Here is a 25,719-nt window from a genome sequence, read left to right on the forward strand (position 1 = left end):
ACACCCGCCACCCAACCAGACGCACGGCAAACGGCCGTTCCGGTACAAGGATGCAGTCATGCTCAAGACACTGGCGGTGGCCAATTACCGCTCGATCAACAAACTGGTGATTCCACTGGGCCGGCTGAACCTGATCACCGGCCCCAACGGCAGCGGCAAATCCAATCTCTACCGGGCCTTGCGCCTGCTGGCAGAGACCGCTCAGGGCGGCGTGGTGAATGCGCTGGCCCGCGAAGGCGGGCTGGATTCGACGTTCTGGGCCGGCCCGGAAACCATCAGCCGACGCATGCGCAGCGGCGAAGTGGCGGTCGAGCCGACGGTGCGTCAGGGTGTCAAGCGTCTGCGTCTGGGTTTTGCCGGGGAAGACTTCAGCTACGCGATCGCCCTCGGTTTGCCGGAACCGAGCCGTTCGTTCTTCTCCCTCGACCCGGAGATCAAGAAAGAATGCATCTGGGCCGGCCCGCTCTATCGCCCGGCCAGCCTGCTGGTGGATCGCCACGGCCCGATGATCCGCGCTCGCGAAGGCCGCGGCTGGGACGTGCTGGCACAGCACACGCCGAACTTCGACAGCCTGTTCGATCAGGTCGGCAGCCTGCGCAGTTCACCGGAAGTGTTTCAGATGCGCGAGTTCATCCGCCGCTGGCGCTTCTACGATCACTTTCGCAGCGACGCGGACGCCCCGGTGCGCCAGCCGCAACTGGGCACCCGCACGCCAGTGCTGCACCACGACGGTCGCGACCTCGCCGCTGCCTTGCAGACCATCAATGAAATCGGCGACCCCGAGGCGTTGCAGGCGGCGATCAGCGATGCGTTTCCCGGCGCACGGCTGAACATCGCGCCTCTGGCCGGCGGACGCTTTGCCATCGAGTTCTTTCAGGAAGGACTGCTGCGGCCATTGTCGGCGGCGGAGCTATCGGACGGGACGTTGCGTTACCTGTTGCTGGTCGCGGCCTTGCTGACGCCGCGGCCACCGACGCTGATGGTGCTGAACGAACCGGAAACCAGCCTGCACCCGGATCTGCTGCCGGCGCTGGCGCGCTTGATCATTCGTGCCTCGCAGGAGTGTCAGGTTTGGGTGGTGTCGCACGCGCGCAGGTTGATATCAGCGTTGCAGGAAGATCCAGAATGCAATTGCATCGTGCTGGAGAAGACGCTGGGGCAGACCGGGATTGTCGGGCAGCGGGTGCTGGATGAACCGGCGTGGAACTGGCCGGATTGAGCGGCGCGACACAGATTCGCGAGCAGGCTCGCTCCCACAGTTGGTCTCGTACTCCTGTGGGAGCGGGCTTGCTCGCGATGGCAATTTCGTCACCGCTGACTCAATGAATCACCCCTGCCACTTGCCGCCTTCGACAATCACGCTCTCGGGTTTGGTGTCATCGCTCAGCTCTTTGCGCACATATTGGTCGTACAGCTTGAGCAGATATTTCTCTTCACCCAGCTTCGCCAACTCGGTATTCACCCAGTCCCGCAACTCGACGTTGCCTTTCTTCACTGCCGGTGCAATCGGTGCTTCGGCGCCGAGTTTTTCATCCAGCACGCGGTAGCCCGGGTTCTGCTTGGCCCAGCTGAACAACACCAGGTTGTCCTGCGCGTAGGCATCGCCACGGCCGTTGGCCAGGGCTTGCAGGGACTCGGAGTTTTTCTCGAATTTCAGCAGTTTCCAGTCCGGATGATTCTTGGTCAGCCAGATGTCCGCCGTAGTACCGGTGGTGACGATGGTGGTGCGAGTTGCCAGGTCATCAAGGTTTTTCACTGAGCTGCTTTGCGGCACCAACGCCTGCACCGCGACCTTGAGGTTCGGGTTGGTGAATTCCACCGCTTCCTTGCGCTCCGGGGTCACGGTCATGTTGGCGAGGATCAGGTCGACCTTGTCACTTTGCAGGAACGGAATGCGGCTCGCCGGCTCCACGGCAACAAACTCGACTTTGTTTTCATCGCCCAGCAAGTCCTTGGCGAAGCGCCGACCGATGTCGGTGTCGAAGCCGACATAGCGCCCTGCCTCATCGACGAAACCAAACGGCGGCTTGTCGGTAAACACGCCGACGATCAATTTGTCGCGGGCCTTGATCTTGTCCAGATAACCGGCCGGCGCGGTACTTTCACTGGCGACTTTCGGCTTGGCCGGTTCTTCCGATTTGTTGCAGCCGGCGAGCAGCGCAAGGCCGAGCAGTGGCAGTAAAAACAGGGATGACTTGGCAGTTTTCATAGCAGTTCCAGTTCCTTTGTCGGATTCGTTTCGGGCAGTGTTGCAACGAAGGAGAACTTCTCCAGGAACTGCTGCGCGCGTGCGGTTTGCGGGTTCGTAAAGAAAATCTCGGGCGGGTTCTGTTCAAGGATGCGCCCGGCATCCATGAACACGATGCGATCGGCCACCGCGCGAGCGAAGGCCATTTCGTGGGTGACGATCAGCAGGGTCATGCCCTCGCGGGCCAGGCCCTGAATCACTTGCAGCACTTCCTTGACCATCTCCGGGTCGAGGGCCGCAGTGACTTCATCGAAGAGCATCACTCGCGGGTTCATGCACAGCGAACGGACGATGGCGATACGTTGCTGCTGGCCGCCGGAGAGCTGGCGTGGATAGGCGTCACGCTTGTCCGCCAGGCCCACGCGTTCAAGCAAGGCTTCGGCTTGTTGCTGCGCTTCGCGGCGCTGGCGTTTCTGCACTTTGAGCGGGCCGAGCAGCAGGTTGTCGAGCACGCTCATGTGCGGGAACAGGTGATAACTCTGGAACACCATGCCGATCTGCTGGCGCACTTCACGCCAGTCAGTGGCCTTGTCCAACAGTTCACGACCGACAAATTTCAGGCTGCCACCGTGCGCCTGTTCCAGGCCGTTGAGGCAGCGCAGCAAGGTGCTTTTGCCGCAGCCGCTGGGGCCGAGAATGACGATCACTTCGCCGCTGCGCACTTGCAGGTCAATGCCCTTGAGCACCTGCTGCTCGCCGTAGAATTTGTTGAAGCCCTGAAACTCGATCAATGCGCTCATGCTTGCGTCCAGCGCCGCTCCAGCACGCGCGAGGCGGCCGACAGCGGGTAGCAGATAAAGAAGAAAAACAGGAACAGCGCGCCGTAGATCAGCACTGATTCGTAGGTGCGCTCGATGATCTGCTGTCCGACCTTGATCACATCGACCACGCCGATCAGCACCGCCAGCGAACTGGTCTTGATGATTCGCGTGTAGACGTTGATGGTCGGTGGCGTCATGCGTTTCAGCGCTTGCGGCAGCAGCACGTAGCTGTAGAGCTGCGCAGCGTTCAGGCCGATCGACAGCCCCGCTTCACGCTGCCCGCGCGGCAACGAATGCAGCGCACCGCGTGCCACCTCGCCAACCTCACTGGCGCCCCACAGCGACAGCACCAACACTGCGCACCAGAAGCTCGGCAGGCTCAGGCCGAAGAAAATCGGCAGGCCGAAGAACAGCAGGTACAGCCAGACCAGCACCGGAATCGCCCGGAACAACTCCAGATAGACCCGCAGGATCGCGTTCAACCACGTCACATTGAGCGTACGCAGCACGCCATAGAGCACGCCGCCAACGGTGCTGATGGCGATGCTCAGGAACGAGATCGACAGGGTTTGCCCAGCGCCTTTTGCCAGTTGCGGCAGCGACACCCAGAGCAGTTCAAGACCCGAACTGGCCATGCTGGAGCCTCCTTTCCAGACGGCTGAGCAGCAGCGACAGCGGCAAGAACAACAGCACACAGATCAGCGTCAGTACGGCGAGCATTTCGTAGGTTTTGTAGTAGAGCGCGATGTAGCTCTTGGTGGTGTAGAGGATTTCCGGCACCGCGACCGCCGAGACCACGGTGGTCTCCTTGAGCAGGAAAATGAAATTGGCGAACAGCGACGGCAGGCTGAGGATCCCCGCTTGCGGCAGGATCACGTAGCGCAGCAACTGGCCGTGCGACAGACCGATGGAGCGCCCCGACTCCAGTTGTGCCTGCGGCACCGCATCGACGCCCGCACGCAGCACTTCGGTGAGGTAAGCGCCGCCGAGAAAGGTCATGGTGACGATTGCGGCGGTGAAGCCGGAAACCTTGATACCGAGGGCCGGCAAGGCGAAGTAGACGAAGAACAGCTGGATCAGCAGCGGCGTGTTGCGCGCCAGCTCCACATACAGGCCGACGGCGCGATGCAGGTAAGGCGTGCGAAACACCAGAATCGTCGCGTTGAGCAGCGCCACCAGCAGTGAAGTGCCAATGGCAATGAATCCGACCTGCAGCGTCACGCCCACGGCTTTGAGAAACGCCGGCAGCGTGCTGAGGATAAATGCGTAATCGAAAGTCATGAAGCATCCTGGACGCCGCTCGGTAAGCGACGGTCATGCAGTCCATGGACAGCGGGTAACTGTCCGGCAGGTGCTGACTTTATAGGTATAAAAACAAGAATTTAAATACCGATAAAGCATATTGATATCACCCAAAAAACTATCTTGTGGGTTTGCCGGGAAGGAATAAGAAGGCTATTTTCCCCTGCGCTGTAGGAAGGATCTTTTTTGCATGAAAGCCCTCCAAGGACGAACAGCTTTTGGCCAGACTCCCCCGGCCAAACCATTACAAGGAAGACAACATGGACGTAAAAGTGCCGCAGCGACTGGATCCGCAGGACATCGTGAAATTGCTCGTGGCGTTGCGCCGGGCCTTGAAGACTCAAGTGGCCTGAGCCTGGAGCGAGGCACAGGTGTGGCGAGGGGCTTGCCCCCTCGCCACAAAAGCATTCATATGCCCCAAATCGAACAAGTACAAAAACGCCGATGACCATCACTGGCCATCGGCGTTTTCATACCTTGAAGGGGTGGTTCAAGCGTCGAATCAGAACGCCGGCAATACAGCGCCGTTGTACTTCTTCTCGATGAACGCTTTGACTTCCGGGCTGGTCAGGGCTTTGGCCAGTTTCTGGATCGCGTCGCTGTTCTTGTTGTCCTCACGGGCCACCAGGAAGTTCACGTAAGGCGAGTCAGCGCCTTCGATCACCAGCGCATCCTTGGTCGGGTTCAGCTTGGCCTCCAGCGCGTAGTTGGTGTTGATCATGTCCAGGTCAACTTCGTTCAGAACGCGTGGCAGCAGCGCCGATTCCAGTTCCTTGAACTTGAAGTTGTGCGGGTTCTTGGCGATGTCTTTCGGGGTGGCGAGAGCGTTTTTCGGGTCTTTGAGCTCGATCAGGCCAGCCTTCTGCAGCAGGATCAGGGCACGACCGCTGTTGCTGCCTTCGTTCGGGATGGCGATGGTGGCGCCGTCCGGCAGTTCAGCCAGGGTTTTGTACTTTTTCGAGTAGCCACCGAACGGTTCAACGTGGACGCCCTGCACGGTCACCAGATACTTGGATTTGTCATCCTTGTATTTGCCCTGGTTGAAGCTGTTCAGGTACGGCAGGGTCTGGAAGTAGTTGGCGTCCAGACGCTTCTCGCCCACCTGTACGTTTGGCTGCACGTAGTCAGTGAAGACTTTGATTTCCAGATCCACGCCTTCTTTGGCGAGGGTCGGTTTGATCAGCTCGAGAATTTCAGCGTGCGGTACCGGGGTCGCCGCGACCACCAGTTTCTCGCCAGCCTGGGCCAGACCAGCAGTCAGAGCAGCCGCCAATGCGGTAAACAACAGAACCTTTTTCATGCAGTGTCCTTATCGAGAATCACGATCGCGGATGGCGACGGCTATTAATACGAGTGCCAGTGAAGTGCTATCTCTGGCGTGAAGCGGACAATACCGGGATTTTTTATTCCCGGACAATAACGTTTATTCACGTTGATATTCCATTTTGTTCATACAGATCAAAACGGCTACAACCGCTGGCTTAATTCAATCAGCAAATCTTTCAAGGCCTTACGCTCATCAACGCTGCCGCCGATGTTTGTCTGCGCCACCAGTCGTTCGATCTGCAAGTGCGGGCCAGACGCTTCGGGCAGGTTCAGGTGTTCCGGGAGGATTTCATCGCCGGTGCTGACCAACAATGCAAAGTGAATGACGTTTTCCAGCTCGCGGGTATTGCCCGGCCAGCTGTGGCGCTCCAGCAGGTGTTGCGCCGCCTCGCTGATCAACGGCACAGGCAGGTCGAGGCGCTGGCTGTAGATGCCGAGGAAATATTCGGCCAGCGACAGGATGTCGCCGATCCGCTCGCGCAGCGCCGGCAGTTCCAGTTGCCCTTCGCTGAGGTAATGGTAAAGCCGTTCGTGGAATTTTCCTGCGTCCACCGCTTGCGCCAGATCGATACTGGTCGCCGCCACCAGCCGCACATCCACCGGGCTCGGCTGATGGGCGCCAACGCGGGTGACTTCGTGGTTTTCCAGGGCGGCTAGCAATTTGATCTGGATCGGCAGTGGCAGGTCGCCAATCTCGTCCAGATACAGGGTGCCGCCGTTGGCCGAACCGAACCAGCCGGCGCGGCTGCTGGCCGAGCCTGTGTAACTGCCGGCGGCATAGCCAAACAGTTCGGCATCGGCGTAAGTCGGGCTGATCGCGCCGCAATTGACCGAGACGAACAGCCCGCTGCGATCACTGGCGCGGTGGATGTGGCGGGCGAGCAACTCTTTACCGGTACCGGTCTCGCCACGGATCAACACCGAGATTGCTCGCGGCGCCAGGTGCTCCAACTCCTCGCGCAACTGGCGCGAACGTGGATCGACGAAGACCAGCGCTTTGGCGCGGATGCTCAGGGGACTTTTTTCCGCATCGGGAAAGGTCAGCAACGGCTGACCGAACGTTTCAACACTCATGGCAGACTCCCGCCCAGAACCGCCGGGAGACGGGGGCGATCAAAAAGAAAAAATACAACTCAAGCGCGACGCCGGGCGTGGTGTTCCAGGCGGTTTTGCAGGCGATAGAGATAAGCGAACCCCTGCTCCCAACGCTGATGCCCGGACTTGACGTTGATGTGCCCGGCCCCGGCAAGAATCCCCGCCTCGGCGCCCCAGTGACGCGCCAGTTCCAACGCGCGCGGGGCGCTGACGGCGGCGTCGTTGTCGGAGGCCACGACCTGACTGGGGAACGGCAACAGATCGCTCGGGATCGGTGCAAAATTGCGCAGCGCCGGCACGCAGGTCGGGCGCTCGACATCCGCCGGCGCGACCAGCAACGCGCCGCGCACCTGACGCAGGTATTGCACGGGCGCGGTGGCAGCCCAATGCGCAACAGTGATGCAACCCAGGCTGTGGGCGATCAGGATCACTGGCGCGCTGTCGGCGGCAATCGCCTCGGCCAGCGCGGCAACCCAGTCCTCACGGCGCGGCGTCAGCCAGTCGGCCTGCTCCACCCGAGCACTGTTGGGCAGGCTGTTTTGCCAGTGGGTTTGCCAATGATCTTCTGGCGATCCTTGCCAGCCCGGCACAATCAGATAGCGGATTGATTCGTTGCGCATGGGGGAGCTCTCCTGCGTCGTGTCTGTTCCTGATCGAGTATAGGGACGGGATTTATATTCGTTAAGGAATAAGAAGCTATTTATTAAGACTTATAATGCATATATAACGCACAACCTGTGGGAGCGGGCTTGCTCGCGAAAGCGGCGGATCAGTCAATTTGACTGCAACTGAAAAAACGCCTTCGCGAGCAGGCTCGCTCCCACAGTCGCTGGGGGGTGAAGGTCTTTTTGCGGGATAAAAAAAGGGCCGCACCCTGCCAAGGAGACGGCCCCGGAAAAACGAAAATCTTTTCACCGCGCAGTGATCACCGACAGCTTGGTAATCCCCGCCCGTTCAATCGAAGCCATCGCCCGTGCCACTTCGCCGTAGTTCACGCCGTCGTCGGCCTGCAGTTGCACGCGCACTTCCGGGTCTTTCGCCTTGGCTGACTTAAGATTGAATTCCAGCAGATCCGGCTGAATTTCATCCTTGTTGATAAACAGTTTGCCGGCGCCGTCGATGCTCACCACCAGCGGATCTTTCTGCTCCACCGGTGCTACCGCTTCGGTCTTGGGCAGGTTGATCGGAATCGCGTTGGTCAGCAGCGGCGCGGTGACGATGAACACCACCAGCAGCACCAGCATCACATCCACCAACGGCGTCACGTTGATCTCGCTCAGCACCTCGTCGCTGTCTTGCGTGGAGAAGGCCATATCAGGACGCCTCCTTCACTTTCGCCGCGTTGCCAGGTGCCGCCACCTTGTTTGCAGTCGGGTGGATCAGCACGCGGAACGCACTCTTCTGCGCCAGGCTGTAGAAGTCGTGGGCGAAGTCATCCAGATCCGCTGCGGTCAGTTTCAGACGCCGCAAAAAGTAGTTGTAAACCAGCACCGCCGGCACCGCGACGGCGATCCCCACACCGGTGGCGACCAGTGCCGCGCCAATCGGCCCGGCCACGGTTTCCAGACTCGCCGAGCCGGCTGCACTGATGCCTTTCAACGCTTCCATGATCCCCCACACCGTGCCGAACAGACCTATGAACGGCGAGGTACTGCCAATACTCGCGACCACCGCCAGACCGGTTTCCAGCGAACGGCGTTCGCGCACGATCTGCTGACGCAAGGCGCGCTCCAGTCGATCCTGATGGTTGATCGCCTGGCTCAGGTCATTGGCCTGCGGTGCTTCGCCGACCTGGATCGCCGCGTAACCGGCCTGCGCCACCCGGGCTGCAGCGCCAGGCTGGGTTTCGCTCAACTCGGCGGCGGAATCCAGACTCGACGCCGCCCAGAAGCGTTTATGAAACTTGCGATCCTGCGCCTTCAGACGACCAAACTGCACAGCCTTGAGCAGCGCCAGCCCCCAGGTGGCGACGGAAAAAACCACCAGCAGCCAGATCACCGCGCTTTCGATGGATTCCAGTGGAGATGCCAGTAACGTCATGATGTGTTCCCTCGTGTGTGGGAGCCGGGCTTGCTCGCGATGACGGTTCCAGACACACCGCGAGAATAAAGCCGGCTGATTACCAATTAATGAATCTTGAAATCGATGGGCACGCTGACCCAGCCGTCCTGGGCAACATCACCCTGCTTGGCCGGGACGAAGCTCCACTGCTTGACCGCGCTTAGCGCCGCATCGTCGAGTTGCTGCCGACCGCTGCTTTTCTGAATCTGGATCTCGCCCGGTTTGCCATTGGCCAACACGTGCACCCTCAGCATCACCGTGCCTTCCCAACCGCGACGCTGGGCCAGCGACGGATATTCCGGCGCCGGGTTCTTCAAATACGCGGCGTTGGCCGAGGCCGGCGTCACCGGCGCCGGGGCCGGGGGTGCGGGTGGCGCTGGCGCAGCGACCGGGGCTGCCGGTTGCGGCGGCGCGGGGGGTTGCTCCACGGCTTTGGGTGCCGGCTTCGGCACCGGTTTGGCCACCGGTTTCGGCTTGGGTTTGGGGATCGGTTTGGGCGGTGGCGGCTTCACGGCCAACTCGTCTTCAACCGGTGGTGGCGGCTCGACCACCGGAGCCGGTGGCGGCGGTTCAACCACGGGCGGTGCAGGCGGCGCCGGCCGCGAGAACTCGATGGTCATCGGCGGAATTTCCGGCGGCACGATTGGCAGCACCAGCGTTGGCTGCTGGTTGATCCAGTAGATCACCGCAGCGTGCACCAGCAGCGCCAGCACCCCGAGCAGGATCGCTTCGCGTCGGCTCAGAATGCCCTTGGGCGCACGCTGCAAACGCAACTGCCCCAATGGCACACGATGAGGCCGGCCAAGATCGACCAATTCGCCACTCGGTGCCTGGCGCCACAGCAATTCCTGTGCGCTGGCGGCGGTCTGGACATTGCCCATTGATTCACTCCCTGCGGTCTCTTTTGCGAAGTACCCGACCGGCCGCCACCTGTATCCCCCGTGCGACCGGTCGTTGGGTCAATCATTGGAGCAATCACTTATCTCCGAAAGTAACTTTTATTGATGTGTTTAGACGTTTTTTGAATATAAATTCTCAGCGATCTCCGCGAGGCCACGGCCTGCAAGGGCTTGCGCCGCAACGCAAATTTACAATGCTTTTCAAGCATGAAAAATATTCGGCCAAGGCATGCGAAAACCGTTTAATCCGGGCTTTTTCAGGGTGCTTGTCGAACAAACTCAAGGCCGGTCAACGCGACCTCTCCGCCCAGGTCGGCAGCGCTGCCCATTGCCCGCAGGCGTGCATAGGACTGGTCAGGCGAGAACATCACCCACGCTTGCCCCGTACCATCGGCCATCAACGTGCTGAACGCGATGGCAACCGCGCCCGTTGAAAAACCATGCCTGAAATGAAAATTGCCGAATGCGAGTGGGTAATCGATCCCGGACACAGACAGAGTGCCGGTGAAACTGCCGGTGCGATCATCGCCCTCGGTCAGGGTCAGGGTCGTTTCGGAAGGCTCGTGGCGATAAACGCCGTTGATCGTGGACATGTGCAGCATCCTTGCTGGGTTTAGTTTGGAGGGCGAGGCCTGAAGCAGGCGGCGCTCAGGCATTTCGAACGAAGTCACCCGGCAGGCTGCTGACCGCACCGTCGTAAGTGACGTGCACGCAATGCCCTGTCAGTTCGTGGGTGCCACGGCTGGGTGAAAACAGCGTCAAGGCGAAGTAGCCATGATCCTGATGAGCCGCAATGAGCGTGACCACCGTCGGTGGCTGATAGCCGTTGAGGCTGGCATAACGGCCATTGACGATGTCGTAGTTGATGCCTTGGTGATGCAACGTGCCGGCGAAGATTCCGGTGCGATCATCGGAGTCGACAATCGTCAGAGAGGGACCATTGTGAGTGTTGGAATAAAGTGCGTTTTGCATCTAAAGCGTCCTGATCGAATGATTAAGTTCACAGTGAGCTTAGAATCAAGCATGAGTAAACTCTGTCATCCACTGGAAGCACGACCGACATGAAAACGACTTATTTCATGTAAGAAAAAAGCCGCCCAGCTTAAATAGCTGGGCGGCTTTTTTACACAAAATTACTGTTTAATAAACTCTCCTGCCAGACCAACAACATCACCATCAAAATTATTGCGTGAACCCACCGCACGCACTTTCGAGTAATTGTGATCGGGTGAGAACAATGTCCAGGACTGATAGCCAGTGCCATCATTCAGAGCCGTGAACGTGATGATCGTAGGCTGCCCGGTGCTGTTCTGGAAATGGTAATGCCCGTAAGCGATGTCGTAGTTCACGCCGTTCTGGCTGAACTTGCCGCTGAAGGTGCCGTTGGAGTCGTTGCCATCGGTAATCGTCAGTTTGGCGCCAGCGTTAGCGTTTACATAGTTGCCATTAATGCTCGACATAACGAGATTTCCTTTATCGTTGGATAAGTGTCTTCCGATGAGAGCAAGTTTCCTCCTGGAAACTCACGACAATCAGGATGGTTCGGCATTCACTTATTGTCCATGCGACTTTTCAACGAAATTGCAATAAGCGCTGCCCAAATCTCACATAACTTATTGCCATTCATTCGAGCATTAATTCCTTTGCAACTAACGACTGGCGCTTGTCTGTTGCACGGCCGATGCCGGAGCAATGACGGCGCTCTCAGAGCGCGGCGTGCCCGCCGGCACCCAGTCGTAACTCACCGGCAAGGCGCGATAGACCCAGTTGCTGATTGCATCGCTGCCTGGCGCCTTGCCCAGGTAAGGGCTGACGTATTCCCAGACGTTTTCGCCGTTGGCCGTCACCTGGAAAAACCGCCCGTTCATGCCTTCGTCAATCAGCGTATTGCCGTTGGGCAAACGTCGCGCGCTGCTGATGAACGAGCTGTAGAACGCCCACCCCGGCTGCTTCGAATTGGCGGCGCTGTACTGCCAGACGATCTGGTTTTTCTGCGGATCGATTTCCAGCACTCGCGACCCGGAAATCAGCCCGAGAGTGACGTTCGGATACCCCGCCGAACCCTGGTTGTCAAACACCAGCAGATTGCCGGCGCCGGGCAGTCCTGCCGGGATGATGTGCGCATCATGCTGACCGACAAACTGGTCCACCGGACGCGGCAGTTTTTGCGCGGTTTTCGGGTTGATCAGCGGCAGGTTCGGACCGAGGCGCCAGACCACTTTGCCGCTGTGTTTGTCGATAATCGCAATGAAGTTGGCGTTGCGTGAATCGAGCAGCAGGTTGTCCGGATTGAAGCGTTTATCGCCGCCATCGAACCACTTGTTCGGCCCGACCACACTGAGGTTGTTGATGTGCAGGTAATCCGGATTGTCGCTGGCGCGCACCAGTTTCAGTTGCTCCGGGGTGAAGCCGAATTCGCTCAGGTGTTCCGAGGCCAACCATTGCCATTTCACCGCACCGTCAGGGCTGACTTCATAGATCGCATCGTCGATCACCTCGGGTACTTTGAAGCCCTTGACCTGGTGCACCTTGTTCGCCAGCACGACGGTGTTGCCGTTACTCAAACGACGTTGGTCATGATGTTGTTGCGCCGCGCCACCAGGGGCCTTGTCGCCCCACTGCCAGATAACTTTGCCGCTCCAGTCCAGCTCGCCGACGCTCTGGTTGCCCAGGCCGTTGCCGGCCGAACCGAGCTTGCCCGGATCCTTGTCGCTCAGTTGCAGCAGCACATGCCCGCGCTCGCCACCGACCAGTTGCGGGTCGATGATTGCCGACGGAAACCCCGCCTGCGGCCAGGTTTTAACCTCGTTGCCATTCATGTCGATCAGGTGCGTCTGCTTGTCGGCGCCACTGAAGATCACGTACTGATTAAACGCCTTGTTCGGGTCGTAGCGGGTAACGCCGGTCGGGTACACGCTGGGCGCGGCAAACGCCCCGCTACTGAGTACCGCGCCGGACACCAACAGCGCTAAAGCGGTTTTGCCTGGCAACATGATGCAGCTCCTTGAACGATCAAATCAGAAGTCGTAGCGACCGGTCACGCCCAGGGTGCGCGGCGTGCCGAGCAGGCCTTCGTAGCCGCCATTGCCGCCGGTCCACAGGGTCGTGTAATAGGTTTTGTCGAAGGCGTTTTTCAGCCACAGCGAGACGTCCCACTGTCCCTGATGGAAATCGCCGCGCAGGCCGGTGGAGAGATTGACCACCGCATAACTCGGGATTTGCCCGTAGTCGGAATCCTCGACCGTGCCCACCGCTTTGGAGCGGAATGCGTAGCTGCCGGTGACGTAAGGTTGCAGGCCGTTGGCCAGATTCCATTCGTATTTGCCGTTGGCATTGCCAATCCATTTCGAGGCACCGACGACCTGGTGACCGCTGAGGTCGCAAGAGGCCGGTGCACCCGGTGCCTGGCTGACTTCAGGTGGGCATGGTGCATCCTTGTACGAGAGGTAGCTTACGTCGTTGTACGAACCGTTGAAGTTCAGGGTCAGGCCGCGCAGCGGGATCACCGTGCTTTCAAACTCGACGCCGCGCGAGCGCACGGAGCCGGCGTTGGTCAGGTACTGCACACGATTGACGTCGTCGTAGGCGTTGGTCTGGTAGGCGTTGACCTGGGTCCAGAACAGGTTGGCGTTAAACTGCAGACGGCGGTCCCACAGGGTGCTCTTGAAGCCGAGTTCGGCGTTGTTGGCGCGCTCGGTGCCGATTAGCAGCGAGTCGGCGCCGGCAGTTGGCGCAGACCCCACCGCGAGGTTCACCCCACCGGATTTTTCACCGTGGGACAGGGTGGCGTATCCGAGCAGATCATCGGTGATGCGATAGCTGAGGTTGAGCAACCCGGACGGGCTGGAGCTGTACTGATTGAGATCGCCGGAGTCGTAGGCGCCGGTACGTCCGCGTCGAGCGGTCGCCGCCGCGCCGGTGACCACAGCACCACCGACTGGCGCATCGCGAGTGACCCAGGCGTTTTTCTCTTCGTAGGTGCCACGCACCCCGGCGGTGAAATCCAGACGTTCGGTGAGGTGCCAGGTGCCTTGGGCAAACAGCGCGAAACTGTCGGTCTTGATGTGGCCGTTGCCGACGCTGCCGACATTGGCCAGGGCACCGCGCGGCGTGCCATTCCAGATGTCGGCCTGCGGCCCGTAATAGGCGAAGGATTTGTTGTCCAGATCCGAGCCGAAGTAGTACGCGCCGACCACATAATCGAAGAACTCGCCCTTGGGCGAAGCGAGGCGAAATTCCTGCGAGTACTGTTTGTCTTCCACCGAGACACCGGCGTTATAGGTCGCCGCGACGTTGAGGCCATCGTCGTTGGCCGGGGTGAAATTCCAGAAGCGGTAGGAGCTGATCGAGGTCAGGGTGAAGTCGCTGGGCAACGTCCAGTTGGCTTCTACCGACGTGCCGCCCTGATGCACGGTGACGTGCTGGTCGTTGTCCAGATTGACCTTGCGGTGCGAACCGTTGACCAGCGTCGCACCGGCGGCGTTGGCCCGCGATTGATAGAGGTTGACGCCGTTGATGGTCGGCCCGGTGTCGTACAGCACGCGGGTACCGGCGCTGGAATCCTCTTCGTTGTAGTCGCCGATCCAGCGCAGATTGAAATCTTCGCTGGGCTTGAACAGCAACTGCGCACGGAAACCGTCGCGCGATCCGCCATTCAGATCATGGCCGTTGTACTCGTTCTTGATGTCGCCGTCGCTGCGGGTGCGATAGGCCGAAAAGCGTCCGGCCAACTGATCGTTGAGCGGCCCGGAAATCGTGCCCTTGGTCTGGAAATAGCCATCCTCGCCGACCGAGGTTTCGATGCTGCGTTCCGGCGTGAATGTCGGCGCGCGGGTGCTGATGTTGATCACCCCGGCGGTGGTGTTCTTGCCGAACAGCGTGCCCTGCGGCCCGCGCAGGACTTCGAGCTGTTCGATGTCCATCAGGTCGAACACCGCCATTCCCGGGCGACCCAGATACACGTTGTCGATGTACAGGCCGACGCTGCCTTCCAACCCGTCACTGGCCGGGTTGTTGCCCAGGCCGCGAATCGACACGCTGGACTGACGGGCGTGCATGTAGGCGACGTTGACGCTGGGCACCAGTTGCTGCAAATCCTGAATCCGGTAGACCCGCTGCGTCTCCAGGGTCTGGCCGCTGACCACGCTCATCGGCGTCGGCACGTCTTGCGAACTTTCTTCACGACGGCGGGTGGTGACCGTCACGGTTTCCAGTTGCGAACTGTTGGCCGCCGACTTGCCGGCCGGCGCCGGTTGTGGGGTTTCAGCGTCGGCGGCATAGCCGTGTGTCCAGCTGGCGCTGCCCGCCAGCAACAAGGCCAGAGGCAGGCGTTTGAGCCGTCGTGGCGTTAAGGGTGACGCAAGGTTCAACGGACTCATGGCGCGGCTCCTGGTCAAAAAACACACAGACATCTTCAGCGCTGCATATTCTTTTAAGTTATTTATTTATGGATTTACAAATATTTACTGCATAAGAGATTGCCTTTATAAGGAGTCGACCTAATGCATATCCAATGCATTTCCCGGATATTTTTTATGTGAAAAATGCATATCGACTTGCGCCAGTTACGACACTTCATCGCCCTCGCCGAACAACGCAGCTTCGTCGCTGGCGCGCAGGCGGTGAACCTGTCGCAGTCGGCGTTCAGCCGCAGTATTCAGGCACTGGAGCACAGCGTCGGCTGCCAGTTGGTCGATCGCGGGCGCAAGGATTTGCCGCCAACGAAACAAGGCCAGGTGCTGCTCGAACATGCACGACGACTGGTCAGCGGTGCGCAGCAAATGGCCAACGAGATCAATCAGTTCAATGGCCTGGAGGCCGGTGAGCTGCGCTTCGGTTGCGGCCCGGCGCCGGCGGCCGGATTGATCCCGCGAGCGATCGGCGCGTTCATCGGGCGTTATCCGAAGGCGCGGGTGCAGTTTCAGGTCGATGACTGGCAGAGCCTGAGCAAACGCCTGCTCAACGAGGAGTTCGAATTCTTTGTCGCCGACACCCGGTACTTCGAGGCCGATCCGGATTACCTGACCTATCGATTACGTCCGCGCAAATGGCATTTCTGTTGCCGCGCCGGGCATCCGCTGGCCACTTGTGAACGGGTCACGGCCGAGCAACTGATGAGTTATCCACTGGCGGTGAGCATCCGTCCGCCGAACCTGCGCAAGGTCATCGTCGATCTCAGCGGCCGCCCGGACTTCACGCCCAATGTGGAATGCGAAAACAGTTCCAGCCTGCTCAGCGTTGTTTTGCGTTCGGACGCAATCGGGATCGTTGGCGCGTACTCCGATGCTCTGCATCAGGCCAAGGGTGAGCTGGTGTGCCTGAAGATCGAGGGCCTGGCAGATGATCTGGAGGAGCTGTACACCCGTTATGGGATTGTCAGCCGCGCGGGGTATCGGTTGTCGCCGCTGGCGGAGGCGATGATTGAGCAGATCAAGGCGATTGATGCGGTGGATGATGAGGTGTGTTCGCTGGAGAATTTTGCAGTCTGAGCGACCGCCTTCGCGAGCAAGCCCGCTCCTACATCTGGATGTGCGTACGCCTGTGGGAGCGGGCTTGCTCGCGAAGGCGTCGTCACAGACACCGATGCATCCACTGCATAAAGCCCATTCCCAAAATGCACTTGCCGAACACCCCCGCCGAAAGCGAAAACCCTCGCCTGTCTCTCTGACCGGTGAACCCCATGTCCAACCCGCCAAACCCCGTGCGCAACGTGCTGTACATCATGTGCGATCAACTGCGCCGCGATTACCTGTCCTGCTACGGACATCCGCATTTGCACACGCCGAACATCGATCGCCTGGCCGCCGCCGGCGTGCGCTTCAGCCGTGCCTACACCCAAGGCACGATCTGCGGGCCATCGCGAATGTCGGCCTACACCGGGCGTTACGTCAGCAGCCACCAAGTGGCGTGGAACGCCGTGCCGTTACCGCTGGAAGAACTGACGATCGGCGACTACCTGCGCCCCCACGGCATCCGCACCGCGCTGGTCGGCAAGACCCACGCCACGGCCAATGTCGACGCGCTGCAGCGCCTGGCGATCAACCCGGACAGCGCGCAGGCCGAGGTGCTCAACGAGGTCGGTTTCGAACCGTACTTTCGCCACGACGGGATCTTCCCCGACGACCCGCTGTTCGACGCCAAGCGCGAATCCGCGCCCTACACCCATTACCTGCGCGAGCAGGGCTTCGACGGGCGCAACCCCTGGCACGACTGGGCCAACGCCGCCGAAGGCGAGAACGGCGAAATCCTCAGCGGCTGGCAGATGCGTCATGCGCATTTGCCAGCGCGAATTCCCGAGCAATTTTCAGAGACTGTCTACACTACAAATCGAGCCATCGACTTCATCGGTGAGCAAGGTGACAAATCCTGGTGTTTGCACCTGTCCTACATCAAACCGCACTGGCCCTACATCGTACCGGCGCCATACCACACCTTGTACAGTACGAAATCGATTCTCGAACCGGTCCGCGCGACGCCCTCCGAAGCCAGCAAACACCCCGTATACACGGCGTTTCGCCAGCATGAGGAAAGCCTCAACTTCTCCCGTGACTCAGTACGATTGAACGTAATCCCCACCTACATGGGCCTGATCAAGCAAGTGGATGATCAGCTCGGGCGGCTGTTCGATTTTCTGCAGAGCAACGGCCGCTGGGAGGACACGCTGATCGTGTTCACCAGCGATCACGGCGACTTTCTCGGTGATCACTGGCTGGGCGAGAAGGAGTTTTTGCTGGAGCAGGCGGTGGGCGTGCCGCTGATCGTGCGCGATCCTCGCGCGGCGGCAGACATCACTCGGGGCACGGTGGATGAGCGCCTGGCGGAAACCATCGACGCATTGCCGACGTTTCTGCAGGCACTGGGTTTGCCAAAGGCCGAACATCGACTGGAAGGGCGCTCGCTGATCCCGCTGTTGCACGGCGAAAATCCTGAATGGCGCCGCTATGCAATCAGCGAATACGACTACGCCTTTCAAGCCCCGGCACGTGAGCGACTCGGCCAGCCGATCGACCGTTGCCGCATGACCATGGTGCGCAGCGAACGCTGGAAATACCTGGCGTACGACGGCTTCCGGCCACAGTTGTTTGACCTGCTGAATGATCCGCAGGAGCTGCGTGATTTGGGCGAAGATCCGGCGTGCGCGGCGGTGCGCGAGGAGCATGCGGGGTATTTGTTTGAATGGGTGCGTGGGTTGAAGCGGCGCACCACGATCAGTCATCAGGAGATTGATTCGCGCGGGCAGCGGTTTCGATATGGGGAGCCGGAGGGCGAGAAGGTGGTGCAGATCGGTGTCTGGTGATTAAAAGCTTCGCGAGCAAGCCCGCTCCCACAGGGTTATGTGTCGTTCACATCCATTGTGTTCCACACATTCCCACTGTGGGAGCGGGCTTGCTCGCGAAGAGGCCCGATCAGACGCCGACGAGCTCGGCACCTTTAATCGTTTGACTGCGCTGCCCCGAAGCCCCAACCGGCACTTCACCCTTGAGCGTCACCCGCCGCACGATGCGATCCTGGGTGCCGTAATCATCAATCGCGTAATGCTGGGTCGAACGGTTATCCCAGATCGCCACGTCACCGGCCTTCCAGCGCCAGCGCACGGTGTTTTCCTGACGAATCACGTGGCTCTGCAACAACCCGAACAGGTGCGCCGAATCAGCCTGCGAGTAACCCTTGATACGTTTGACGAAATGCCCCAGCAGCAAGCTTTTTTCGCCACTGATCGGATGCACACGCACCACCGGATGCTCGGTCTCGTAGACGGTCGAGGTGAAGATTTTGCGATAGCGCTCGAGCTTCTCCGCCGACACGTCCGGCTTGGCTCCGGCGTAGTCGTATTCGTTACTGTGCACAGCAACCAGTTTGTCCGCCAGTTCACGCAGCTCGCTTGGCAGTTCGTTGTACGCGGTCGCAGTGTTGGCCCACAGGGTGTCGCCACCGAAAGCCGGGGCCACCACCGAGCGCAGGATCGAGGCTTTCGGGTAGGCGTCGACGAACGTCACGTCGGTGTGCCAGGAGTTGGCGCGCTGGCCCTCGGCGCCGTCCAGTTCCAGCAGATAACGCGTGCCCTCACGCACCGGCACAGTTGGATGCGCCACAGGTTCGCCGAGCAGATGGGCGAAGGCTTCCTGGCGCTGGTCGTCGAGTTGGGTCTGCTCGCGGAAGAACACGACCTTGTACTGGATCAGCGCCTGCTGAATGGCTTCGACCGTAGCGGCGTCCAGCTCACCGGACAAGTGCACGCCACGAATCTCGGCGCCGATACGACCGGCCACCGGATGGATTTCCAGCGCGTGGACAGCGGGTTTTACAGCGAGTGCGGCATTGCTCATGGGTAGACCCTCATCGACTGCTTGCGGTTGGGCGGCAGCGAAACATCGCTCTATCTATATTCCATTTACATCTAATAGATATTCACATGCTTCGTTGACGGAATAAGAGCTTGCATTTAAAACCTCAAGCAACCCTCGTCGCAAATGCCTTCGAGCTATTTTTAGGATGCCGGAAAAGCATATGGATCTTCGCCAGTTGCGTTACTTCATCGCCCTCAACGAACACCGCAGTTTTGTCCGTGCGGCGGACGCGATGGGCATCACCCAACCGGCGTTCAGCCGCAGCATTCAGGGGCTGGAGCAGGAGTTCGGTTGCGTGCTGGTGGATCGCGGCAACAAGGATCTGCGCCCCACGCCCGAGGGCCAGGTGGTACTGCAACACGCCCTGAGCCTGGTGCAGGGCGCCGCGCTGCTCAGTGCCGAGGTGACGCAGATGACCAAGCTCGATGCCGGTGAACTGCACTTCGGTTGCGGCCCGGCGCCGGCGGTGAAGCTGGTGCCCGATGCGGTGGCGCAATTCATCAACGCGCACCCGAAAGTGCGCACCTGTTTTCAAGTGGATAACTGGGAAAAACTCAGCCGCGCGCTGAGCCGCGAGGAAATCGAATTCTTCATCGCCGACATCCGCCATTTCGAGGCCGACCCAAACTTCCAGACCCAGGCCCTGACGCCCAAGCGCGGGGTATTTTTCTGCCGCCCGGGGCATCCGTTGCTGGCCAAGGAAAGTCTGTCGACCAACGACATGTTCGATTACCCGCTGGCGACCACGCTGATCCCGCCGGGCATCCGCAAACTGCTGGCGAACCTCAGTGGCAGGATCGATTTTTCGCCGACCATCGAGACCGAGCATTTCCCGGCACTGGTCAAAGTGGTGCTGCAATCGAATGCGATTGGCGTGGGCACGGAAGAGGCGTTCGTCGAGGACATTGCCCAGGGTTCGCTGGCGCTGCTGCACTGGCGCAACCTGCCGCAGAATCTGGAGAGCATGAATGCACGCTGCGGGATTGTCAGTCGCACCGGATTCAGGCTGTCGCCGGCGGCGCGGGCGATGATCGAGACGTTGGTGGCGGTGGATAAGCAGGAGGTCAGCGTCGCGGTTTAGGGCCCTTTCGCGAGCAAGCCCGCTCCCACAGTTGGAATGCATTTCCAGGTGGGAGCAAGCGCACTCGCACAGTTGGAATGCATTTCCAGGTGGGAGCGGGCTTGCTCGCGAAGAGGCCCGACCAGACGACGGAGATTCAGAGCTTGGCTGCCGCCAATTCAGGCGCCACCCAATCGCTGACCTTGAACGGCTTGCGAATCAGCTTCTGCTGCGCCGCCAGGTCCACCGAGTCCTGCAATTTGCCGAGGAACACCGGGTCCAGCGTCGACGGGAACACTTCGCTGAGTTTCTGATCCTGCAGATCCTGCGACAGGATCACCGGTGGATAACTTGCCAGCCCCGACACCAGTTGCACATAGGCCTCCTTGTTGCTGTCCTGGGTCAACCACTCCACCGCCTGCTGCTGCGCCTTGAGCAGTTTCGCCACGACTTCCGGATGCCCGTCGACAAACTTGCCGGCCCCCACCAGCACCGACTGCACGCTGCCGGCGCCGCCCAGGTCTTTGGTGTTCAGTGGCAATTCCGCCAGCCCCTTGGCTTGCAGCGCCGTCAGCCCTGAGCTGCCCCACGACGCGTCGATCTGTTTGGCCGCCAGTGCCGCGACCGCGCCGCTGAAGTCGAGGTTGATCACCTTCAAGTCCTTCTCGCTCAAACCCTGGCTGGCCAGTGCCGCGTCAAACGACAACTGCGTGGCGGTGCCACGGAAGATCGCCACGCGCTTGCCCTTGAGATCCTGCAAGGTCTTGATCCCCGACCCCGGCACCACGCCAAGATACTGCTTCACCCCGCGCGCGCTGGCGCTGAGCAAACGCGTATCGAGGCCATTGGACTTGCCGATGATCGCCGCCAGATCGCCCAGATACGCCAGATCGACCTGCCCGTTGGCGAACGCCTCATTGATCACCGGCCCGGCGCCCTTGAAGAAACTCCACTGAATCTTGATGCCCTGATCGGCAAAGGCCTTTTCGAAGATCTGCCGATCGCGCAGCACGTCCACCACGCCGCCACCGCTGTGCTGGGTGCCGGCGCTCAAGTCGGGCACGGCGATCCTGATTTCCTTGAGTTCGTCGGCGTGCGCGGTAAAGGCCAGCAGCCCCGCCAGCGCCGGGATGGTCAACAGGCTGAAGACACGTTTGAAGGGAAGGTTCATGGGTGCGGCTCCTTGATCACGACGGGCGTTGAGGAGCCGAAAGTAGGCCGAAGCAGGACCTTCGCTTAAATACTATAAATGCACATTTTTATATCTTTTTACGCTAAGCGAGCAAAAACGCGGCTTGCAGCGGCCTATGCATTAACAGCATCGAAAATATTCTTCGAATGCATTGGATGCGCATCGCGCTGGAGGCCTTAAATGGTCTTGCTTATCTCTTAATAGAATTGATTTGAATTTTATTAGACCAATTTTGCATACACCGCTAACCCACTGCGGGAGCAGGCTTGCTCGCGAAGAGACCGTGTCATCCACCATCACTGGCGCCTGACACTCCACCTTCGTGAGCTAGCCCACGCCCACACCCGCACAGCGGTCAGCCATGCAACCCGACAACGGAGGTCACCCATGGCCCGTGATTCCCTGCTCAGCCTGTCGCTGCCTGCGCCGCCGCTCAAACGTCGGCGGGCGTGGCCAAGCCTCAACCAGCGTCTGTTGCCCTGGCTGCTGCCGATCAGCCTGTTCACCCTGTGGTGGCTGGCGGCGCGCAATCAATGGATGAGCGAACAGATCCTGCCGGCGCCATCACTGGTGTGGAACAGCGCCATCGAGCTGTCCCAGGGCGAGTTGTGGAGTCATCTGTGGATCAGCCTGCAACGCCTGCTCTGGGGTTTGCTGGCAGGCATATCCACTGGGGCAGTTCTGGGTGCCGCGCTGGGTTTCAGCCGGCGCCTCGAACGGCTGGTCTTTCCGACGTTCGCCGGTCTGGCACAGGTGCCGACGCTGGCGTGGATTCCGCTGTTCATGGTGTTTTTCGGCATCGGCGAAGTGCTGAAACTGGTGGTGCTGATCAAGGCCATCGTGGTCCCGGTGACCCTGCACACACTGGTCGGCGTCCGTGATGCACAACCGAAACTGCGCGAAGCCGCCGCCGTATTGCGCCTGCCGCCCTATCTGCTGATCCGCCGCCTGGTGCTGCCCGCCGCACTGCCGGCATTCATGGCCGGCGTGCGCCTCGCTCTGGCCGCTGGCTGGACTTCATTGCTGGCGGTGGAGCTGCTGGCGTCCAGCGAAGGCATCGGTTACCTGATGGTCTGGGCGCGGCAACTGTTCATGCTCGACATCGTGTTCGTGTGCATCGTAGTCATCGGCCTGCTCGGCGTGGCGATGGATCGCGGCATCGGCTTGCTCGACCGCAAACTGGTGCACTGGCCGCACCCGGCCACCGCAGAAATCCGCCGCGGCCCGCGCTATGAAGGCTGGCAACGTCTGCAACCGTGGCTGTTGCCGCTGGGCCTGATTGGCGTGTGGCAAGTGGCGAGCGATCAGCAGTGGATCGACGCGAACATTCTGGTCAGCCCGGTGGCAGTGCTGGAAACGACTAAAAACGGCCTGCTCGACGGCACGTTGATCAGCGGCATGGCCTTGAGCCTCGGCCGCACCGTCGGTGGATTGTTGCTGGGTGGCGGACTCGGTTTCGCCCTCGGCCTGCTGCTGGGCCTGTCGCGCACCAGCGAACGGTTGCTCGGCCCGACACTCGCCGCCCTGCGGCAGATTGCGATTTTTGCCTGGGTGCCGCTGCTTACCGCGTGGTTCGGTCTCGGTGAACTGGCGAAGTGGGTATTCGTCGCCCTCGCCGCGTTCTTCCCGCTGTTCATCGCCACCCAACGCAGCGTCGCCAACCTCTCGCCACAACTCAACGAAGCCGCGCAGGTGCTACGCCTGAACCTCGGTCAGCGCTTGCGCCGACTGGTGTTGCCGGGGGCGGCGCCGGGAATTTTCGCCGGGCTGCGCCTGAGCCTGATCTACGCCTGGCTCGGCACCATCGGCGCCGAATATTTCATGCCGTCCAACGGCGGCATCGGCAGCCAGATGATCGGCGCCCAACAGCTGCTGCGCATGGACCTGATCATGGCCGGAATGCTCCTGGTCGGGTTGACCGGCGCCCTGCTCAACCTTGTTGGCCAACGCCTGGAAATTCGCGCCACCCGCTGGAGACACGCATGAACGCACCGATTGTCAGCTTCACCCACGTAGGCAAATCCTTCGACGTCGACGGTTTCGAACTGGAGGCGATTCGCGAATTCAACCTGGACATCGCCGAGGGCGAATTCGTCGCCATTGTCGGCTCCAGCGGCTGTGGCAAATCCACACTGCTGCGCTTGCTGGTGGGCCTCGACACGCAGTTTCGCGGGCAGATCACGGTGGATGGCAAAGCCGTCAGCGGCATTGGCGGCGAACGCGGCATCGTGTTTCAGGAACACCGTTTGTTTCCGTGGTTGACCGTGGCCGACAACATCGGCCTGGGCCTGGTCAACGAGCCACTGGCTGCCGCCGAAAAGCAGCGGCGCATCAACGATTTCATCGAGCTGGTCGGCCTGCGTGACTTCACCCGCGCCTATCCACACCAGCTCTCTGGCGGCATGGCGCAGCGCGTGGCGATTGCTCGCGGGCTGGTCGCCAGCCCAAGGATCCTGTTGCTCGACGAACCCTTCGGCGCGCTCGACGCACTGACCCGCCAGCAGATGCAGGACGAGCTGCTGGCGATTCGTGCCCGGGCGAAAATCACCACGATTCTGGTCACCCACGACGTCGAGGAGGCGATCTTTCTCGCCGACCGCGTGGTGGTAATGGAGCCGCGTCCGGGACGGATCAAGCAAGTGGTCGAGATTGCCCTGCCGCATCCGCGCCAGCGCAGCAGTTTCGACTTCCATCAGCTGCGCGAAGAGCTGCTGCACGAGCTGACCAGTGATGACCATTACCAACCGAGCGTACCGGTGCAGATCCGCGATCTGCCGCTGTCGTTCATTGCCTGTTGAGAGGAGCTTTATCGATGCCGCAACGTCCCAATTTTCTGGTGATCCTGGCCGACGATCTCGGCTTCTCCGACCTCGGTGCCTTCGGCGGCGAAATCGCCACGCCGAACCTTGATGCCCTGGCCAGCAACGGCCTGCGATTGACCGATTTCCACACCGCGCCAACCTGTTCGCCAACCCGTTCGATGTTGCTGACCGGCACCGATCACCACATCGCCGGCATCGGCACCATGGCGGAAACCCTGACCCCGGAGCTGATCGGCAAACCGGGTTACGAGGGCTACTTGAACGACCGCGTTGTCGCCCTGCCCGAGCTGCTGCGCGAGGCCGGTTACCAGACGTTGATGAGCGGCAAATGGCACTTGGGCTTGAAGGCTGAACAGGCGCCGCAGGCCCGTGGTTTCGAGCGTTCATTCTCGCTGCTGCCGGGAGCGGCCAACCACTACGGTTCCGAGCCGACTTACGATGAGCACACCCCGGGCCTGCTGAAATCGACCCCGGCGCTGTACATCGAAGACGACACATTCCTCGACGAATTACCCAAGGACTTTTACTCGTCGGACGCCTTCGGCGACAAGCTGCTGCAGTACCTCAAGGAGCGTGATCAGAGCCGGCCGTTCTTCGCCTATTTGCCCTTCTCCGCACCGCACTGGCCGTTGCAGGCGCCGGCCGATATCGTCGAGAAATACCGTGGCCGCTACGACTCAGGTCCCGAGGTGCTGCGCCTGGAACGCCTGGAAAAACTCAAAACCCTCGGGCTGATCGAGCCCGACGTCGAACCGCACCCGCTGATCCAGCTGAGCGCGCAATGGGATGCGCTGAGCGCTGAGCAAAAACAGATTTCCGCACGGGCGATGGAGGTCTACGCAGCAATGGTCGAGCGCATGGACTGGAACATCGGCCGGGTGGTCGATTACCTGCGCCAGCAAGGGCAACTGGACAACACCTTCATCCTGTTCATGTCCGACAACGGAGCCGAAGGCGCGCTGCTGGAAGCCTTCCCCAAGTTCGGCCCGGAGTTGATGACCTATCTGAACCAGCACTACGACAACAGCCTGGACAACATCGGCCGGGCCAATTCCTACGTCTGGTACGGGCCGAACTGGGCGCAGGTGGCCACCGCGCCGTCACGGCTGTTCAAGGCCTTTACCACCGAGGGCGGGATTCGTGTGCCGGCGCTGCTGCACTACCCGCAACTGCCAATCAAAGGGCAGATCAGCCACGGCTTCGGCACGGTGATGGACATCACGCCGACCATCCTCGACCTGGCCGGCGTACGCCACCCGGGCAAGCAATGGCACGGCAAACCGGTGGCGCCGTTACGCGGCAAATCGTGGCTGGGCTTTTTGTCCGGCGAGACGGCGCAGGTGCATGACGAGCACACCGTCACCGGTTGGGAATTGTTTGGACGGCGGGCGATTCGGCAAGGGTCGTGGAAAGCGGTGTGGATCCCCGGGCCGGTGGGGCCGGCGACCTGGCAGCTTTATGATCTGGCGAGTGATCCGGGGGAGATTCATGATCTGGCGTTGAGTCAGCCGGATCGGCTCAGCAGCTTGATCGGGCATTGGCAGCAGTATGTGGAGGAGACCGGGGTGATTCTCAGTGCTTCGCCATTCCAGCCGGATTGAGGTTG

Annotated in this window: 24 protein-coding genes; 7 read left to right on the plus strand and 17 right to left on the minus strand. The window is 60.5% G+C overall.

Annotated elements, in window-relative coordinates; genetic code table 11:
• Nucleotides 1-58 precede the first annotated feature (58 nt).
• A complete protein-coding gene (locus U862_RS0114295) occupies nucleotides 59-1,219 on the plus strand; it encodes an AAA family ATPase (protein ID WP_025111012.1) in 1,161 nt (386 codons plus the stop codon).
• A 108-nt stretch (nucleotides 1,220-1,327) separates the two neighbouring features.
• Here U862_RS0114295 and U862_RS0114300 read toward each other — a convergent pair whose 3' ends face one another.
• The 15 genes from U862_RS0114300 to U862_RS0114375 all read right to left on the minus strand — a co-directional run bounded on the left by U862_RS0114300 (nucleotide 1,328) and on the right by U862_RS0114375 (nucleotide 15,070).
• Complete coding sequence (locus U862_RS0114300; protein ID WP_025111013.1) at nucleotides 1,328-2,209, minus strand: transporter substrate-binding domain-containing protein; 882 nt, start codon at nucleotides 2,207-2,209, stop codon at nucleotides 1,328-1,330.
• Nucleotides 2,206-2,988, minus strand: a complete 783-nt coding sequence (locus U862_RS0114305) for an amino acid ABC transporter ATP-binding protein (protein WP_025111014.1) — start codon at nucleotides 2,986-2,988, stop codon at nucleotides 2,206-2,208. Before U862_RS0114305 ends, U862_RS0114300 begins: the two co-directional genes overlap by 4 nt.
• Nucleotides 2,985-3,644, minus strand: a complete 660-nt coding sequence (locus U862_RS0114310) for an amino acid ABC transporter permease (RefSeq protein WP_025111015.1) — start codon at nucleotides 3,642-3,644, stop codon at nucleotides 2,985-2,987. Before U862_RS0114310 ends, U862_RS0114305 begins: the two co-directional genes overlap by 4 nt.
• Nucleotides 3,625-4,290 carry an amino acid ABC transporter permease gene (locus tag U862_RS0114315; protein WP_025111016.1) on the minus strand — a complete coding sequence of 222 codons (666 nt, stop codon included), beginning with the start codon at nucleotides 4,288-4,290 and terminating at the stop codon, nucleotides 3,625-3,627. The genes U862_RS0114310 and U862_RS0114315 overlap by 20 nt, the downstream gene beginning before the upstream one ends.
• A gap of 523 nt (nucleotides 4,291-4,813) precedes the next feature.
• Complete coding sequence (locus U862_RS0114325) at nucleotides 4,814-5,611, minus strand: MetQ/NlpA family ABC transporter substrate-binding protein (protein ID WP_025111017.1); 798 nt, start codon at nucleotides 5,609-5,611, stop codon at nucleotides 4,814-4,816.
• Nucleotides 5,612-5,778: 167 nt separating this feature from the next.
• A complete protein-coding gene (locus U862_RS0114330) occupies nucleotides 5,779-6,711 on the minus strand; it encodes a sigma 54-interacting transcriptional regulator (protein ID WP_025111018.1) in 933 nt (310 codons plus the stop codon).
• A 59-nt stretch (nucleotides 6,712-6,770) separates the two neighbouring features.
• Nucleotides 6,771-7,352: an alpha/beta hydrolase gene (locus U862_RS0114335; protein WP_025111019.1), complete on the minus strand. Its 582-nt coding sequence runs from the start codon at nucleotides 7,350-7,352 to the stop codon at nucleotides 6,771-6,773.
• 291 nt (nucleotides 7,353-7,643) lie between these two features.
• A complete protein-coding gene (locus U862_RS0114340) occupies nucleotides 7,644-8,045 on the minus strand; it encodes a biopolymer transporter ExbD (protein WP_003220570.1) in 402 nt (133 codons plus the stop codon).
• Between the two features lies 1 nt (nucleotide 8,046).
• Nucleotides 8,047-8,772, minus strand: coding sequence for a MotA/TolQ/ExbB proton channel family protein (locus U862_RS0114345; RefSeq protein WP_025111020.1), 726 nt, complete (start codon nucleotides 8,770-8,772; stop codon nucleotides 8,047-8,049).
• A gap of 86 nt (nucleotides 8,773-8,858) precedes the next feature.
• Nucleotides 8,859-9,674 carry an energy transducer TonB gene (locus tag U862_RS0114350; RefSeq protein WP_025111021.1) on the minus strand — a complete coding sequence of 272 codons (816 nt, stop codon included), beginning with the start codon at nucleotides 9,672-9,674 and terminating at the stop codon, nucleotides 8,859-8,861.
• A 275-nt stretch (nucleotides 9,675-9,949) separates the two neighbouring features.
• Entirely contained in the window at nucleotides 9,950-10,285 is a 336-nt protein-coding gene (locus U862_RS0114355) for a hypothetical protein (protein WP_025111022.1), read from the minus strand.
• Between the two features lie 55 nt (nucleotides 10,286-10,340).
• On the minus strand, nucleotides 10,341-10,664 hold the full coding sequence (locus tag U862_RS0114360; protein ID WP_025111023.1) for a hypothetical protein: 324 nt from the start codon (nucleotides 10,662-10,664) through the stop codon (nucleotides 10,341-10,343).
• 161 nt (nucleotides 10,665-10,825) lie between these two features.
• On the minus strand, nucleotides 10,826-11,152 hold the full coding sequence (locus U862_RS0114365; protein WP_025111024.1) for a hypothetical protein: 327 nt from the start codon (nucleotides 11,150-11,152) through the stop codon (nucleotides 10,826-10,828).
• Between the two features lie 189 nt (nucleotides 11,153-11,341).
• Nucleotides 11,342-12,685 carry an aryl-sulfate sulfotransferase gene (locus U862_RS0114370; protein WP_025111025.1) on the minus strand — a complete coding sequence of 448 codons (1,344 nt, stop codon included), beginning with the start codon at nucleotides 12,683-12,685 and terminating at the stop codon, nucleotides 11,342-11,344.
• A 24-nt stretch (nucleotides 12,686-12,709) separates the two neighbouring features.
• Nucleotides 12,710-15,070: a TonB-dependent receptor gene (locus tag U862_RS0114375; protein WP_025111026.1), complete on the minus strand. Its 2,361-nt coding sequence runs from the start codon at nucleotides 15,068-15,070 to the stop codon at nucleotides 12,710-12,712.
• A gap of 165 nt (nucleotides 15,071-15,235) precedes the next feature.
• Here U862_RS0114375 and U862_RS0114380 point away from each other — a divergent pair, with 165 nt between their 5' ends.
• Nucleotides 15,236-16,180 (plus strand): LysR family transcriptional regulator, encoded by a 945-nt coding sequence (locus U862_RS0114380; RefSeq protein ID WP_025111027.1) that lies wholly within the window; start codon nucleotides 15,236-15,238, stop codon nucleotides 16,178-16,180.
• A 191-nt stretch (nucleotides 16,181-16,371) separates the two neighbouring features.
• Entirely contained in the window at nucleotides 16,372-17,988 is a 1,617-nt protein-coding gene (locus U862_RS0114385; RefSeq protein ID WP_025111028.1) for an alkaline phosphatase family protein, read from the plus strand.
• A gap of 109 nt (nucleotides 17,989-18,097) precedes the next feature.
• Here the strand turns inward: U862_RS0114385 and U862_RS0114390 are convergent, their stop codons facing one another.
• Entirely contained in the window at nucleotides 18,098-19,018 is a 921-nt protein-coding gene (locus tag U862_RS0114390) for a TauD/TfdA family dioxygenase (RefSeq protein WP_025111029.1), read from the minus strand.
• A 181-nt stretch (nucleotides 19,019-19,199) separates the two neighbouring features.
• Here U862_RS0114390 and U862_RS0114395 point away from each other — a divergent pair, with 181 nt between their 5' ends.
• Complete coding sequence (locus tag U862_RS0114395) at nucleotides 19,200-20,120, plus strand: LysR family transcriptional regulator (protein ID WP_025111030.1); 921 nt, start codon at nucleotides 19,200-19,202, stop codon at nucleotides 20,118-20,120.
• Between the two features lie 136 nt (nucleotides 20,121-20,256).
• On the opposite strand, the gene U862_RS0114400 is transcribed toward U862_RS0114395, so the two are convergent.
• Entirely contained in the window at nucleotides 20,257-21,270 is a 1,014-nt protein-coding gene (locus U862_RS0114400) for an ABC transporter substrate-binding protein (protein WP_025111031.1), read from the minus strand.
• A 408-nt stretch (nucleotides 21,271-21,678) separates the two neighbouring features.
• Between U862_RS0114400 and U862_RS0114405 the strand changes: the two genes are divergently transcribed.
• Genes U862_RS0114405 through U862_RS0114415 form a run of 3 tightly spaced genes read left to right on the plus strand, consistent with a single transcriptional unit; the run spans nucleotide 21,679 to nucleotide 25,714 of the window.
• A complete protein-coding gene (locus U862_RS0114405) occupies nucleotides 21,679-23,277 on the plus strand; it encodes an ABC transporter permease (RefSeq protein ID WP_025111032.1) in 1,599 nt (532 codons plus the stop codon).
• Nucleotides 23,274-24,089 (plus strand): ABC transporter ATP-binding protein, encoded by an 816-nt coding sequence (locus U862_RS0114410; RefSeq protein ID WP_025111033.1) that lies wholly within the window; start codon nucleotides 23,274-23,276, stop codon nucleotides 24,087-24,089. The genes U862_RS0114405 and U862_RS0114410 overlap by 4 nt, the downstream gene beginning before the upstream one ends.
• A 14-nt stretch (nucleotides 24,090-24,103) precedes the next feature.
• On the plus strand, nucleotides 24,104-25,714 hold the full coding sequence (locus U862_RS0114415) for an arylsulfatase (RefSeq protein ID WP_025111034.1): 1,611 nt from the start codon (nucleotides 24,104-24,106) through the stop codon (nucleotides 25,712-25,714).
• The last annotated feature ends 5 nt before the right edge of the window (nucleotides 25,715-25,719 follow it).

It is taken from the genome of Pseudomonas sp. H1h, from assembly GCF_000633255.1.
In the GTDB taxonomy this organism is placed as follows: Bacteria; Pseudomonadota; Gammaproteobacteria; order Pseudomonadales; family Pseudomonadaceae; genus Aquipseudomonas.